This is a genomic window from Agromyces sp. NSFZ (assembly GCF_056156205.1).
Genome location: NZ_CM149585.1, coordinates 131,862 through 146,195 on the forward strand (window position 1 = coordinate 131,862; position 14,334 = coordinate 146,195).

Genomic DNA, 14,334 nt, shown 5'->3' on the forward strand with positions numbered 1-14,334 from the left:
GGCCGGATGCCGCAGGGGAACGCCTGGCGCCGGGTTCGGGCAGTGCCGGGCCTGCTCGTGCGCGCTCCGTGGTGGCTCCGGATCGTCGTGGGCGTCGCGGCCGTCGTGCTCGGCGTGCTCCTCATCACGCGCCCGCTGTCGTCGCTCGCCGTGCTCGCCGTCTACATCGGCCTCTCCCTCGTCGTCTCGGGGGTCACCGACGCGCTCGACGCGAGGGATTCGGCGACCCCGGCGCTCGGCGTCGCGCTCGGCGTCGCCTGGGTGCTGCTCGGCGTCGCGGTGCTCGTGTGGCTGGGGCGTTCGATCGACCTGCTCGGGCCCACGCTGGCCGTCGCCCTCATCGTCGGCGGGGGGATCCGCCTGCTGCGGGCCGTACGCGGCACGGTCGACGAGCGCCTTGCGACGGCGCTGCTCGCGGTGGCCGACCTGATCTTCGGCGTGGTCGCGCTGCAGTGGCCCGATGCGACGCTCATCGTCGTGGCCGTGCTGTTCGGCGCCCGAACGGTGTTCTTCGGCGTGCGCGAGGTCTGGCGCGGCCTCGCGACGGCGAGGGGCGGAGGGGAGGGAGCGGATGCCGCCCGCCTGCGCCCTGGCCGCCTCGCGCGCTTCGGCCGCGTGACCGCCGCCGTCGCCGCGCTCGCCGTCGCCGTCGTCGCCGCGTTCGTCGGCTCCGAGCTTCGCGCCGGTGCGCCGATCATGGATGCGTTCGCGACGGTCGGCGGGGTGCCCGACGAGCCCGGCCGGCTCATCCGGTCGGAGCCGTTCCGCACGGGCATCCCCGACGACGCGGTGGCGTGGCGCATCCTGTACACGACCACCGATCACACGGGCGAGCCGGCGCTCTCCAGCGGCATCGTGGTGCGGTCGGCCGAGGGCGGCCCCGACGGCCACGGCGAACGCCGACCGGTCATCGCCTGGGCGCACGGCACTACGGGCTTCGCCGAACCGTGCGCCCCGTCGATCGTGCCCGACGCGCTCGCCGCGGGTGCGCTGCCGGCCCTCGACCGCATCATCGCGGAGGACTGGGTGCTCGTCGCCACCGACTACGCGGGCCTCGGCACGCCCGGTCCGCAGCCCTACCTCATCGGCGAGGGCGAGGGCCGTTCGGTGCTCGACGCGGTGCGCGCGGCGCGCGAGCTGGAGACCGTGGAGCTCTCCGACGAGACGGTCGTCTGGGGTCACTCTCAGGGCGGGCACGCCGCACTCTGGACCGGCGAGATCGCCACGGAGTACGCCCCGGATGTCCCGCTCGCGGGCGTCGCAGCCATGGCGCCCGCGAGCGATCCGGTCGGCCTCACCGAGCACCTGCCGAACGTGACGGGCGGCAGCGTGTTCGCCTCGTACGTCGCCGCGGCCTACACGGCGGCGTATGGCGACGTGCGCAGCACCGACTACGTCACGCCGGCCGCACAGCGGCTCGTGCGCGAGATGTCGACGCGGTGCCTCTCGGAACCGGGCGTGCTCGTCTCGGTGCTCGCGGCGCTCTCGATCGAGCGCGACCGACCCGTGTTCGACCGGGATCCCACGACCGGGCCCTTCGGGGCGCGGCTCGAGCAGAACACGCCGCGTGGCGCGATCGACGCGCCGCTCCTCGTCGCGCAGGGACTCGCCGATCCGCTCGTGGAACCCTCGGTGCAGGACGCCTACGTGCGGGCGCGCTGCGACGCCGGGTTCGCAGTCGACTACCGCGGCTATCCCGGCCTCGGCCATCTCGAGCTCGTGGACGACGCGTCGCCCCTCATCGACGAGCTGATCGAGTGGACGAATGCCCGGCTCGCAGGGGCGGATCCGATCTCGACCTGCTGACCGCCCGACCCACCGCGTCGGTCAGTCGATGATTCCGGATGCCGCGAGCCGACGCAGCACCTCGGCACCCGCGGGCGGGCAGCGACGGGTGTCGGCCGTCGTCACCCAGTGCAGCGAGCTCACCTCGGCGGACGCGGCGGGGGAGGCATCCGTCTCGGCCCGGAACACCCGCATGCGCACGAGCCGGCCGTCGGGCTCGCCGTGCGCCTGGACGACGACCTCGAAGAGCTCCTCGAGCGCCTCGGGATCGAGGACGAGCGCGACCTCCTCGAACGCCTCGCGCGCGGCGGCTTCGGCCGCGGACTCGCCCTCGTCGACCTTGCCGCCCGGCATGTAGTAGACCTCGCGGTCGCGAGCGGTCACCATGAGCACCTGCCGGTCGCGCACGAGTGCGATGGCGGCGACGATCAGGTCGGGCAGGTGCGGCATCCGTTCCACCCTAGATGGCCGTGGCGGGGGCTACGCTGACTCGCAGCCGGTCGCGAGGAAGCGAGCGAGCGAAGGAGCGAGCATGAGCGACGAGAACCGCGGGTACGTGCGAGCCGTGCAGTCCGAGGTGTTCCGGGCGGGGGTGAGCGGGCGCAAGCCCTCGGTGCCCATCGACCCGGCGGCGCTCGAACGGGCCGCCCGCAAGGCGATCCCGGGCGAGGCGTTCGCGTACCTCGCCGGCGGCGCCGGCTCTGAGGCGACCATGGCGGCCAATCGCGCCGCATTCGACCGTTGGCGGATCTGGCCGCGCGTACTGCGCGACGTGGGGAACCGCGACCTCTCCATCGAGTTGTTCGGTCGACGCCGCGCGACGCCGTTCCTGCTCTCGCCCATCGGCGTCGCGGAGCTCGCGCACGCCGACGCCGACGTCGGGGTCGGCCGGGCCGCCGCCGAGCTGGACGTCCCCTACGTGCTCTCGAACCAGGCGTCGCGGCCCATGGAGGAGGTCGCCGCAGCGATGGGCGACGCCGCCCGGTGGTTCCAGCTGTACTGGAGCGCGTCGGACGAGCTCAACGCCTCGTTCCTGCGGCGTGCCGAGGCGGCGGGCTGCGAGGCCGTCGTGGTGACGCTCGACACGCATCTGCTCGGCTGGCGCACGCGCGACCTCGACGCGGCGTTCCTGCCGTTCACGCGCGGACAGGGCATCGCCCAGTACACGAGCGACCCGGTCTTCGCCGAACTGGTGCGCGAGCGGGTGCGTCGAGGCGGCGGCGGGGGTGCACGGCCGCGCGTGACGCCGACGCTCCTGGCGTCGGCGCTCGCGATCGCGCGCTCGGGCTCGGGCACCCTCCTCGTCGAGGGCGGCGTGCGCGACGCGTTGCGCTCCCCGCTGCCCCGCGCGGCCGTCGAGACCTTCCTCGACGTGTTCGCCGACCCGACGCTGACCTGGGACTCGCTCGCGAAGCTCCGCGAGTGGACCGCGCTGCCGGTGCTCCTGAAGGGCGTGGTGCACCCGGATGACGCGAGCCGGGCCCTCGACCAGGGCGTCGACGGCCTCGTGGTGTCGAACCACGGCGGTCGCCAGATCGACGGCTCGGTCGCGACGCTCGACGCGCTGCCGGAGGTCGTGGAGCGCGTCGCAGGCCGCGTCCCCGTCGTGCTCGACAGCGGAGTGCGCGGCGGCGCCGACGCATTCAAGGCGCTCGCCCTCGGCGCCACGGCCGTGGGGATCGGCCGGCCCTACGCGTACGGGCTCGCGGTGGCCGGTGCCGACGGGGTGCGCGAGGTGGTGCGCAACCATGTCGCGGAGCTCGACGTGACGATGGCGCTCGCGGGGCATCGCTCCGTCGGCGAGATCGGACGGGACTCGCTGCGAGCCGCCTGAGGCGGCGGCATCCGTCACCCCTTCGCGGTCGTGCCGCTCGCGCTCGCGGCTGCACCGCTCGAGAGGGTGCGCGCGAGCGCCACCGCCTCCTTCGGCGACATCTCGGGCAGGTACGCCCTGCCGATGGCGAGGGCGATGCCGGGCAGTGCGAGGGGGTCGGGGTAGGCCATCGAGATGGTCTCGTAGTCGGGATTGAACTTCGCCTTGAAGCGGAACAGGGATGAGAAACCGTAGGCGGGTTCGAGCGTTCGCGCGAGGAACTCGAGCAGTCGGGTCATGACGGTCGGCTCGGGCGGTGCTTCGCCGGCGGCCAGCGGTTTGGTCGCGAGCGGCGCGCCCGAGAGGCTCAGCAGTTCGGCGCCCTCCGCCTTCATGTGCAGGGCGGCGGACGCGATGAGGAACTCCATGATGCCGTTCATGCTGCCGTCGGCGCGGCGCATGAAGTCGATCGTCCAGCCGATGACGCCGCCGTCTCGGTAGACGGGGAGCCAGCTGGTGACGGCCTGCATCCGGCCGTCGGGATCGACCGCGAGCATGAGGCGCACCTCGGGGTCCTTCAACTCGTCCAGGCCGCCGAGCGTGAAGCCCATCTCCGGCAGTTCCTTCTCGGCGACCCACTCCTCCGAGATCGCGGTGATCTCCGCGACCGTTGCGAGGGGCAGGTCGTCCCACGTCGTCCAGACCGTGGTCATGCCCGCATTGATGCCGCGGTTCAGCGCCTGCCGTACCTTCTGCCAAGGCTTGCCGGTGAGTTCGAGACCCGTGGTGCGCACGATCGTCTCCTCGCCGACCGACATGTGCTGCCAGCCGAGCTCCTCGAACACGGGCAGGTGTTCCGCGTGGACGCTGTAGAAGACCGGAGTCCAGCTGTTCGCGTCGCAGAAGGCGGCGAACTCCCGGACCACCCGGCCCACGTCACCGGGTGAGCAGATCGGGTCCGACAGTGCGATCGCGACGCCGTTGATCACGCGATAGGCCACGGCGCCCTCGCGGTCCTCGCTGAACCAGTAGGCATTGCCCGGCCAAGTGGCCATGAACCCCAAGGTGCCGGCACCGGTGCGCCGCAGGAGCGCCCGCATGCGGAGGTAGTCGGCGAACCCCGTCTCCCGCTTCGTCCGCCGCATGAGCAGCACGGCAGCCACGATGAAGATCGCCCAGAACACCGGCCCGACGACCTGGTACAGGAATCCCGTGACGTCATGGCCGGGGAGCACGATCGGGTCGACCACGGCGAGGAAATGCGGCGGCACGAACCGCTTGAACGTGTCGAGGAGCACGTCCCACGGTGTCGCCGCGGGCCAGTACTCGCCGATCGTCGCGAGCCCGACGATGAAGTACAGCGCGCCCAGTGCGAGGAGAGCGCCGAGGACCGTCGCGACGAAGGGGCCGAGGGCCGTTCCCGGCGTTCGCAGCTGGAAGTGTCGCCTCGTCACCACGAGCATGGCGATGATGCCGATCGGCAGGGCGAGGCTCGCGACGATCCACGCGATGAGCTCGCCGACGTCGAACACCGACCAGGTGCCGTCATCGACGTCGGCGGTCGTGACCGTCACCTCGTACGCGGTGCGAGCGAACAGCAGGATCGCCGCGTTCACGGCGATCGCCAGTCCCCAGGCGAAACGGCGCCCGGCGCGCAGGCCCAATGCTGCGACGAGGAGCAGGAGCACCGGCACGAACGACAGCAGGAACATCCCGAACCCCTGCGCGCTCATGAGGGCGAGCTGCCTGAGGCACGGCTCGCCGAGCGGGCTCGCCACGGCGTCGCACTGCGAGGCGACCGTGTCGAGGTCGATCGGCTCGTCGGCGAAGAGGTACGAGCCGAAACTGAACGGCGTGAGCTCGGTGCGGTTGACGAGCGCGACGATCGGTCCGAGCGCCGTCACGGCGACGATCGCGGCGACGAGCGTGCGAGTCTCGGCATGCGAGCTCCGGTGGGCGCGCAGCGTCGAGGCATCGCCGGCGAGGAGCGCGCCGAGGAAGATGCCGGTGATCGCGGCGATGAGCCGGTACACGTTCGACGAGTCGCCGTCGTACAGCACGAAGACGAGGATGGCGGCGAGCGTCACGATGCGGATGCGGCGGCGCCACAGCACCCCCAGGAACGCCGTCGCCGACATCAGCGCGCCGACCACGCCGGTGAGCGGATCGAGCGTCAGGTCGGACGCCGTGCCGGTCGCCCACCACTCGCCCGCGAGGGAGCCGAGCCATTGCAGCAGTGTGCCGAGGGCGACGGCCACGATGCCCGTCGCGCCGAAGGCGCCCATCGTGCGCAACGATCCCATCGCTCGTTCCGCGATGCCCAGCAGGGTCACGGCTGCGAGCAGGCCGACCACGAGCTGGAACGGGTCGGACGGGATGAACAGCGCCGTCACGACCGTCCACCACTGGGCGTTCTCGACGGTCGTGGTGACGCCGGCCGCCCACGTTCGTGCCGTTGCCTCGGAGGCGCCGCCGAAGAGGGTTCCGGTCACCGTCGCCGTCGCGATGAGCGCGGCGCCGAGGGCGAGGCTGAACGGGACGCGACGGATGAACACGCCGAACGCCTCGGCGTTCGAACGCACGCGGCCCGTGGGCTCGGCGTCGACCCCGTCACTCGGCACGTCGCCCATACTGCTCGTCGCGGTCACGATGCCGCGAGTCCCAGTCGTGGGTACAGCAACGCGGACCCGGCTCCCAGCATCGCTCGATGCCGGATTCAGGAGAAGGCGGCGGTGCCGAGCAGCGCGGTGACCACGAACACGGGGATCGCGACAACGGCGATGAGCTTCCGCCACCACCTCGAGTGCCACAGGTTCCAGATGGCGAGCATGATGCCGGCGGATGCCGCGGGCAGCCACCACCACGCGGCATCCGGGATCGGGCGATCGAACAGGTCGAGCAGGTTCGCGGCGATCCAGAGCCCTGCGCCGCCGATCATCGCGCCCACGATGAGCAGCACGATCACCGTGAGCACCCAGGACCAGCCGTCACCGCGCCCGAGCAGGTAGACGACGAAGGCGGCCGCGATCACGTACATCGCGATCACGAACGGGCCATTCGCCACGTCGAGATCGAACAGGAGATCCCACACCTTCGCCCCCCTCGGCCCCGGCGTCGTCTTGGGGCACAGCGTAGCGCCCGTAGGATGGTGACACCGTGTCGTTTCCGGGCAATCCCCCGATCTCATCAGGACCATTGGAGCCACCGTGGCCGCACCCAGCCGTCTCGAATCCGTCATCGCACTCGCCCAGCACCGGGGCTTCGTCTTCCAGGCGGGCGAGATCTACGGCGGATCCCGGTCTGCGTGGGACTACGGTCCCCTCGGCGTGGAGCTGAAGGAGAACATCAAGCGGCAGTGGTGGCGCTACATGGTCACCAGCCGCGCCGACGTCGTCGGCCTCGACTCGAGCGTCATCCTGCCGAAGCAGGTGTGGGTGGCATCCGGTCACGTCGGGGTCTTCACCGACCCGCTCGTCGAGTGCCTGCACTGCCACAAGCGCTTCCGTGAGGATCACCTGCTCGAGGCGTACGAGGACAAGAAGGGCCGCGCGCCCGAGAACGGCATGGGCGACATCGTCTGCCCGAACTGCGGCACGCGCGGCCAGTGGACGCCGCCGCGCGACTTCAACATGATGCTGCAGACCTTCCTCGGTCCGGTGCAGGACGAGTCGGGCCTGCACTACCTGCGTCCCGAGACCGCGCAGGGCATCTTCACGAACTTCGCCAACGTGCTGCAGGCGTCGCGCATGAAGCCGCCGTTCGGCATCGGCCAGATCGGCAAGTCGTTCCGCAACGAGATCACGCCGGGCAACTTCATCTTCCGCACCCGCGAGTTCGAGCAGATGGAGCTCGAGTTCTTCGTCGAGCCGGGCACCGACGACGAGTGGTTCGACTACTGGGTCGACTACCGGTGGAAGTGGTACACCGACCTCGGCATCGACCCCGAGAACCTGCGACTGTTCGAGCACCCGCAGGACAAGCTGTCGCACTACTCGAAGCGCACGATCGACATCGAGTACCGCTTCGGCTTCATGGGCGGCGAGTGGGGTGAGCTCGAGGGCGTCGCGAACCGCACCGACTTCGACCTCTCGACGCACGCCGAGCACTCCGGCAAGGACCTCTCGTACTTCGACCAGTCGAAGAACGAGCGCTGGATCCCGTACGTCATCGAGCCGGCGGCGGGTCTCACCCGGTCGCTCATGGCGTTCCTCGTCGACGCGTACGACGTCGAGGAGGTGCCGAACGCCAAGGGCGGTGTCGACACCCGCACGGTGCTGCGCCTCGATCCGCGCCTCGCTCCCGTGAAGGCGGCGGTGCTGCCGCTCAGCCGCAACGAGCGCCTGTCGCCGCTCGCGCGGGAGATCGCGGCGACGCTGCGGAAGTACTGGAACGTCGACTTCGACGACGCCGGTGCCATCGGTCGCCGGTACCGTCGCCAAGACGAGATCGGCACGCCGTTCTGCGTCACGGTCGACTTCGACTCGCTCGACGACAACGCCGTCACGGTGCGCGAGCGCGACAGCATGCAGCAGGAGCGCGTGCCGATCGCCGAGCTCGAGGGGTACCTGGCGTCGCGCCTGATCGGCGCGTAGGGGTCGCCGAACGCGAGGCGTCGTCGGGCGCGTTGCCGCGGACGCACTCCTCCCCGAGACCAGGCAGAGTCCTACCCCGCGAGCAGGGCCGGTTCTCGCTCGCTCGCGTCTGCGGCACGTCGCGATGAGCTGGTCGGCACGACCGACTCGGGCAATCGGGCCGGATCGACCGGGTTCAGGATGTCGGACGGGGTCTTCGATCTCATCAACCGAGGAGTGCGGTCGGGATCGACCCCCCGTGGCGGGATGAGCCAGTACACGGCGCCCTCGCGGCGCACCTCCCACCCCTCGTTGTGATAGCGGAGGTGATCTCCGCGGCAGAGCAGGATGCCGTCGGCGAGGTCGGTGCGACCCTCGTCGCGATGCCAGTGATCGATGTGATGCGCCTCAGTCCAGGAGGGAGGCCGCGTGCAGTCGGGATCCATGCAGCCGCCGTCTCGCACGCCGAGGGCGACCTTCTGCCGTTCGGTGAAGAGCCGTTCGTCGCGCCCGAGGTCGAGACAGGCTCCGTCGTCGCTGAACTTCAACGGCACATCGCCCTCGCACAGCCCGGTGTGGACGTCGGTGAGCGGGATGCGGTCGGGGTGGCCCTCGATCATGCCCGTGCCTTCGCCGGTCGCAAGCGCATGGGCGTTCACGATGATGCGGACCGAGGGCTTGCGCTCGTCGAGGAGCCGCCCGGGATCGACGCTCGCACCGGCTCGCAGCAGCTGCACCAGACCCTCTGCGGCCTCGCGCTCGCGCGCAGCCCGCGCGGCGGCGTAGTTCGCGTCGCCGCGCGCGGCGTCGCCGAACCCGCGACGGGTCTTCGTGTCGAGGCGACGCGGATGCGTGAGCTGGTCGAACACCGCCTTCACGAGCATGCCGCCATGCGGTTCGAGCTCGAACTCGCCCCGCACCATGCCATCGGGTTTCACCCAGAGCCGCCAGTACTGATCGTGTCGCTGCCGCTCGGCTCGCGCGACGACGCTCGCAGCGTCGACTCGGTCGCGCGCCTGCCTCGCGGCACGGCGTGCGGCGTCTGCATGCAGTGACCGGCACTCGTCGAGCAGGGCCGGCAGCAGTGCGGCCAGCGCCGCCTCGTCGGCATCTCCACCGGGTTCGCCAAGGCCGGACCGGATCGCGGACGCCACCTCGACGGACACGACGCCGCTCGCGACGGCGGTGCCCAGTGCGGCGAACCACGGCGGGGGAGAGGCGGGGGCGGTTTCGGCGAGGAGGGGGTCAGAGCGACGCTGCGCCTCGAGTGCGACCGCGGCATCCGTTTCGGCGATCATCTGCCCGACGCGCACGAGCGCGACCGCCTCGCGCTTCGACGATCGCGTGATCGACTGCACCAGCTGACCGGTGCCCGCATGCCCGGAGCGCCGGGCGAGTCCGCGCACCCCGAACGCCACCCGCGATCGCCGGGCGACCTCGGCGACGGCGATCGCCTGACAGCGCTCGACCTCATGCCGCAGCGCCGTGAGCTCCTCGACGGCGACGAGGAGCGCGGCGTCATCGAGCGGGACGAACGTGCCCGACGACACCTCGCGCCCGACGAGGCGACTGGCGACATCGGCCAGGTCGGACGGGGAATCGGGCATGTCTGATTCTCGCCAGAGCTACCGACACTCGAACGCATGTTCCCACAGGTGTGGAGAGGTTGTGGAATCCGGGGTGCTGGGGAGGATCGGTCGCACATAGGGTGCCGTCATGCAGGTGATCAGCGTGGGCGACGGGGGCTTCTTCGACGACGAGGATGCGGCGGCCGCCAACCGCCCCGAACCCGAGCAGTTCCGCCCGCCCGCATGGCTGGAGGCGCCCGACGACGAACTGCCGGCGCGCCTCCTGCACGACGCGGTGCTCGCGCGGACCGCAGGGACGGTCGTTCTCCTTCGCGAGATCCGCGTGTTCAGCGTCGGCTTCGAGGTGCACGTCGACTGGTTCCTCCGCCGTCGCGATGAGGACTCCTGGGAATGGCGGCAGCTCACCGACTCCGCGATGGGAGGTCCCTGGCACGCTGCCCGCCGTCAGCCCGGAGAACGGGACACGCGCCTGCGATTCGGACTCGCGCTGCCGGACGGAAGCAAGGTGCACGCAGCTGACTTCTCGTTCGCCGAGCCGCACGCTGCGGCACCCGAACCGCCGACGATCATGCCACGGCACGGCGGAGGCAGTGGCGGAGACCGCACGTCGACCGGCTCGAACGGCCTCTGGGTGTGGGCACCGGATCCGCTGCGCGGCGATCTCACGCTCGTCGCCGAGTGGGCTCGGCTCGGCATCCCGATCACGACCACGACGCTCGACGGCGACGCGATCGTCGCGGCGTCACGTCACGTGCGGCCGCTCTGGGAGACGTTGTAGCCGCAGCTCTCAGCTCTCAACTCCACGCAGCCGCACCCCGCTTCAGCCCCGCGCGGCCGCCCACTCCCGACGCAGCACACCGTAGATCGCGGTGTCCTGCCACTCGCCGTCGTGGTACTCCTCCTCGAGGATGGTCGCCTCGCGACGCATCCCGAGCCGTTCGCAGAGTGCGGCGGATGCCCCGTTCCGCGCGTCGAGGAACGCCTGCACGCGGTGGGGATTCAGCGTCTCGAACGTGAAGTCGAGCAGCGCCTGCGCCGCCTCGCGCGCGAACCCGCGACCCTGGAAGTCGGGATGGAGCACCCACCCGAGCTCGAGCTGCGCGTGCTGCACGCTCGAGACGCGGATCATGAAATCCCCGATGATGCGGTCCCGCCCGGCATCGTCGGTCGCCGGCGTGCCGGGCAGCACGGCGGCGAAGAACACGAAGTCGCCGTCGGCGGCGAGCATCCGACCCGCCGCGCGCTTCGCCGTGTGCTCGTAGCCCTCGGCGCGCTCGCGCTCGGGCCATGGCAGGTAGCGGATCACCTCGGCCAGGCGCTGGTACTCGTAGACGTCGGCAGCGTCGGATGCCTCGAGCGGACGCAGCACGAGACGCTGGGTGCGCAGCGGCTGCTCGACGAGCCGCCTCGCGTCGTAGGGGAAGCGCAGGGCCGGCGGTCCGTCGGCGGCGGCAGCGGCCACCCGATCGGCGTCGGGGCCGGATGCCGCGCGCTCGGCGCTCACGACGCAGCGCCTGCGGCTCCGGCGGCCCCGGTCTCATCCGATTCATTGGCACGAGCGACGCGTTCGGTACGTTCGGTCTCGTGGGGCTTCACCCCGAACAGCGCCTCGAGGCCGTCGATCCAGGCCGTCTGCTCGCCGGCCCGGGCGAGCTCGCGCGAGCGCACCATGGGCGTGTGCAGGAGCACGCCGGCCATGTGCCGCAGCGCCGCCTCGGTGCGGCCGTCGTCGTCACCGCGCGACCTGGCCCGGGCGATCTCGCCGTCGAGGATGTCGTACACGTGCCGTCGCAGTGCGACGACCGCGGGGGCGAGGTCGCGTTCCTCGCCGAGGTCGCCGAAGTCGCGCGCGTCGCGGTTCACGATCTCGCGCGCGGCATCCGTGGCCCCGAACTCCTCGAGCGGCGCGTGGATCTTGATGGTCTCGAGGTCGAGCAGGTCGACGCCGGGTACCTCGACGACGTCGGGCGCGACGTTGCGGGGGAGTCCGAGGTCGATCACGAGCTGGCGCACGTCGCGCACGGGTGCGCCGCCGCCGGGCAGCAGGGCGACGGATGCCTCGAGCTGCTCGCGTCCGACCGCGATGAGCGTCTTGTCGACCACGTGGTGCTCGGCCGTGGTGCAGGTCACGATGATGTCGACGTCTGCGGCGGCCGTGGAGAACTCGCCGCGCGGCACCGCTTCGATGCCGTGGCTCGCGGCGAACTTCGCGCCACGGCCCGACGGGGAGTGCACCCGCACGTCGGTGACGCCGCGGTCGCGGAGCGCGGCGAGCGAGGCGCCGGCGAAGCGGCCGGTACCGACGAGCAGCACGCGGGTCGTGGCCCAGTCGGTGACGCGGCTCTCGGCGAGGTCGAGTGCGAGGCGCACGAGGGAGCGGCCCTCGCCGCCGATGCCGGTCTCGTTCTTCACCCGGCGCGAGGTCTGCGAGGCGCGCTGGAAGAGCCGCTCGAGGGCGGGCGTCGTGGTGCCCTCCTTGCGCGCGCGTTCGAGCGATCGCCGAACCTGCCCCGCGATCTCGCCCTCGCCGACGACGACCGATTCGAGGCCGGAGGCCACCGAGAAGAGGTGGCCCGCGACGGCGTTGCCGTGCACGAAGCCGAAGGTGGCGCGCAGCTCATCGGCCTCGAGGCCCGCGACCGTGCCGACGGCCCGGATCGCCTCCTGCACGGCGGGCACCGGGGACTCGCCTTCGGGAGCGTCGAGGTCGAGGTACGCCTCGAAGCGGTTGCACGTGGCGACGACGACCGCACCATGCACGGCGTCATGACCCTCGAGGATGCGCGGTGCTGCGTGTTCCGCGTTCGCCGAAAGACGCTCGAGCAGGTCGAACGCGGCATTCTTGTGACTCGCGGTGAGGCAGATGAGCACGATGGGATTCTACCCGCCGTCGAATGCGGCTCCGAACGAGGAGACCGATGATGACGGCCTCAGCCGACCTCCGCGAGGAACCGGTTCATCTCGGAGATGAAACGGGGCCACGCCGGCTCGGTGGCGAGCATCAGGTGGTTGTGCCCGTCCAGGGAGACGAATCGACTCCCGGGGATGGTCGAGGCGAGCAGTTGCCCCTCGCTGACCGGTGGCCCGAGGTCGCCGCGGACGTGGACGACGAGCGTCGGACAGGCCACTCGCCTCGCAGCGTCCGTGACATCGATCATGCTGAAGCCCCGCATGAAGCGCGCGGCGTTCGCGGGCGAGGTGGTACGTCGTTGCAGCTCGTTGAACTCGTCCCACTGCTCACGCGTGCCCTCGGGCATGAAGCGTGCGGCGAACACCTGCCGGAACGTGGGCTCGTCCCGGCCCCAGCCGAGTTCGGCCAGATCGGGCAGGAGCCGAGCGAAGCGGATCTCGTCGTCATTGCGGGCCCGAGCCGCCCTCCCGCGCAGGTATCCGCCGTACAGCACGAGGGCGCTGACCCGCTCGGGATGCCGGGCGGCGTACTCGACGGCCACCGCCGCCCCCTGCGAGACACCCAGCAGCGGGAAGCGGTCGTACCCTGCGGCGTCCACCACCGTAGCCAGGTCCTCCACCCACGTGTCGAGCGTGAAGGCGGTCGTGTCCCAATCCGACAGCCCGCAGCCGCGTTCGTCGTATCTCAGCACGCGGTAGTCGCTCGTGAGCGCGTGCAGCCAGTGCCGCCAGAGCATGCTCTCCCAGTCGTATTCCAGGTGCGAGAGCCAGTTCGCGGCCTTGACCAGGGGAGGACCGGAGCCGACGACGGCATAGGCGAGTCGCACCGAGTCGGAGGCGTGGCAGAAGCGCACCTCCTGCGTGGGCAGGTGGTCGGGTCGCGTCCGCCCGATGGCTCGCGGAGGAAGCGCGAGCGCCGCGCGATGCACCGCTGCAGCGTCGTCGCCGGGCTCGATGCCGAGCTCCTCGTCGAGCACCGCCGCGAGCTGCTCGTACTCGGAGAGCGCAGCGGCCCGGTCGCCGCGCTCGACGTGCGCACGCATCAGCGCGACGCGCGCCTCCTCGTCGGTCGGATCCTCGGCGACGAGCTGCAGCCATCGCTCGCCGACGCGGAGCAGCTGTCGATGCAGGTGGGTGACCGCCTCCCGTCGGGCGACGGTCCACGACTCGTATCGGTCCTCGGGGAGGAGTTCCCCGGTGAACAGCACGAGCGCCTCGTCCACACCCGTGCCGCTCTCCAGCGCCGCCCGGGCTGCGGATTCGAACCGGGTGACGTCGACCTCGACCTCACGGCCGGGCAGGAGGGCGAGCGTGTCTCCGACCCACGCGAAGGCCTCGCCGCCGAGGGCCCGACGCGCGAAGTGCGCCGCCTTGTGCAGGCGAGGCGCGGCGTCGGCGAGGGGGACATCCGGCCAGAGCATCTCGATCAGCTGCTCCCGATGCAACCGCCGGTCGGGCGCCAGCGCCAGCACCTTGACGAGGTTCGCGGCCGATCGTCGCCGCCAGTGCGCCGGATCGACCGTTCGCCCGCCGAGCGCGACGGAGAACGTGCCGAGCATGACGATGCGATCGACCGTCGGATCGCCGGGGTGCGGCGGCCGAGCGAACTCGTCGTCGTGACGCGCGGCGGGGCTGGGCACCACGGCTGCATCCTACTCGCGCCAGG

Annotated in this window: 11 protein-coding genes; 4 read left to right on the forward strand and 7 right to left on the reverse strand. The window is 71.4% G+C overall.

Annotation, left to right across the window (positions count from 1 at the left end):
* Positions 1–6 precede the first annotated feature (6 nt).
* Positions 7–1,806 carry a lipase family protein gene (locus ACVFI9_RS00615; protein WP_474764113.1) on the forward strand — a complete coding sequence of 600 codons (1,800 nt, stop codon included), beginning with the start codon at positions 7–9 and terminating at the stop codon, positions 1,804–1,806.
* 21 nt (positions 1,807–1,827) lie between these two features.
* On the opposite strand, the gene ACVFI9_RS00620 is transcribed toward ACVFI9_RS00615, so the two are convergent.
* Positions 1,828–2,235 (reverse strand): NUDIX domain-containing protein, encoded by a 408-nt coding sequence (locus ACVFI9_RS00620; RefSeq protein WP_474764114.1) that lies wholly within the window; start codon positions 2,233–2,235, stop codon positions 1,828–1,830.
* A gap of 82 nt (positions 2,236–2,317) precedes the next feature.
* On the opposite strand from ACVFI9_RS00620, the gene ACVFI9_RS00625 reads away from it, so the two are divergent.
* On the forward strand, positions 2,318–3,619 hold the full coding sequence (locus ACVFI9_RS00625; protein ID WP_474764115.1) for an alpha-hydroxy-acid oxidizing protein: 1,302 nt from the start codon (positions 2,318–2,320) through the stop codon (positions 3,617–3,619).
* Between the two features lie 14 nt (positions 3,620–3,633).
* Here ACVFI9_RS00625 and ACVFI9_RS00630 read toward each other — a convergent pair whose 3' ends face one another.
* Positions 3,634–6,219, reverse strand: a complete 2,586-nt coding sequence (locus ACVFI9_RS00630) for a phosphatidylglycerol lysyltransferase domain-containing protein (RefSeq protein ID WP_474764116.1) — start codon at positions 6,217–6,219, stop codon at positions 3,634–3,636.
* Between the two features lie 95 nt (positions 6,220–6,314).
* Complete coding sequence (locus ACVFI9_RS00635) at positions 6,315–6,689, reverse strand: hypothetical protein (RefSeq protein WP_474764117.1); 375 nt, start codon at positions 6,687–6,689, stop codon at positions 6,315–6,317.
* 115 nt (positions 6,690–6,804) lie between these two features.
* On the opposite strand from ACVFI9_RS00635, the gene ACVFI9_RS00640 reads away from it, so the two are divergent.
* Positions 6,805–8,190, forward strand: a complete 1,386-nt coding sequence (locus ACVFI9_RS00640; RefSeq protein ID WP_474764118.1) for a glycine--tRNA ligase — start codon at positions 6,805–6,807, stop codon at positions 8,188–8,190.
* A 71-nt stretch (positions 8,191–8,261) separates the two neighbouring features.
* Here ACVFI9_RS00640 and ACVFI9_RS00645 read toward each other — a convergent pair whose 3' ends face one another.
* Positions 8,262–9,776, reverse strand: coding sequence for an HNH endonuclease signature motif containing protein (locus ACVFI9_RS00645; RefSeq protein ID WP_474764119.1), 1,515 nt, complete (start codon positions 9,774–9,776; stop codon positions 8,262–8,264).
* Between the two features lie 109 nt (positions 9,777–9,885).
* Between ACVFI9_RS00645 and ACVFI9_RS00650 the strand changes: the two genes are divergently transcribed.
* Positions 9,886–10,536: a hypothetical protein gene (locus ACVFI9_RS00650; RefSeq protein WP_474764120.1), complete on the forward strand. Its 651-nt coding sequence runs from the start codon at positions 9,886–9,888 to the stop codon at positions 10,534–10,536.
* Between the two features lie 42 nt (positions 10,537–10,578).
* Here ACVFI9_RS00650 and ACVFI9_RS00655 read toward each other — a convergent pair whose 3' ends face one another.
* Genes ACVFI9_RS00655 through ACVFI9_RS00665 form a run of 3 tightly spaced genes read right to left on the reverse strand, consistent with a single transcriptional unit; the run spans position 10,579 to position 14,311 of the window.
* Positions 10,579–11,262: a GNAT family N-acetyltransferase gene (locus ACVFI9_RS00655; RefSeq protein ID WP_474764121.1), complete on the reverse strand. Its 684-nt coding sequence runs from the start codon at positions 11,260–11,262 to the stop codon at positions 10,579–10,581.
* Positions 11,259–12,629 (reverse strand): glutamyl-tRNA reductase, encoded by a 1,371-nt coding sequence (locus ACVFI9_RS00660; RefSeq protein ID WP_474764122.1) that lies wholly within the window; start codon positions 12,627–12,629, stop codon positions 11,259–11,261. Before ACVFI9_RS00660 ends, ACVFI9_RS00655 begins: the two co-directional genes overlap by 4 nt.
* A 59-nt stretch (positions 12,630–12,688) precedes the next feature.
* Positions 12,689–14,311, reverse strand: coding sequence for a bifunctional AfsR/SARP family transcriptional regulator/alpha/beta hydrolase (locus tag ACVFI9_RS00665; RefSeq protein ID WP_474764123.1), 1,623 nt, complete (start codon positions 14,309–14,311; stop codon positions 12,689–12,691).
* Positions 14,312–14,334 lie beyond the last annotated feature (23 nt).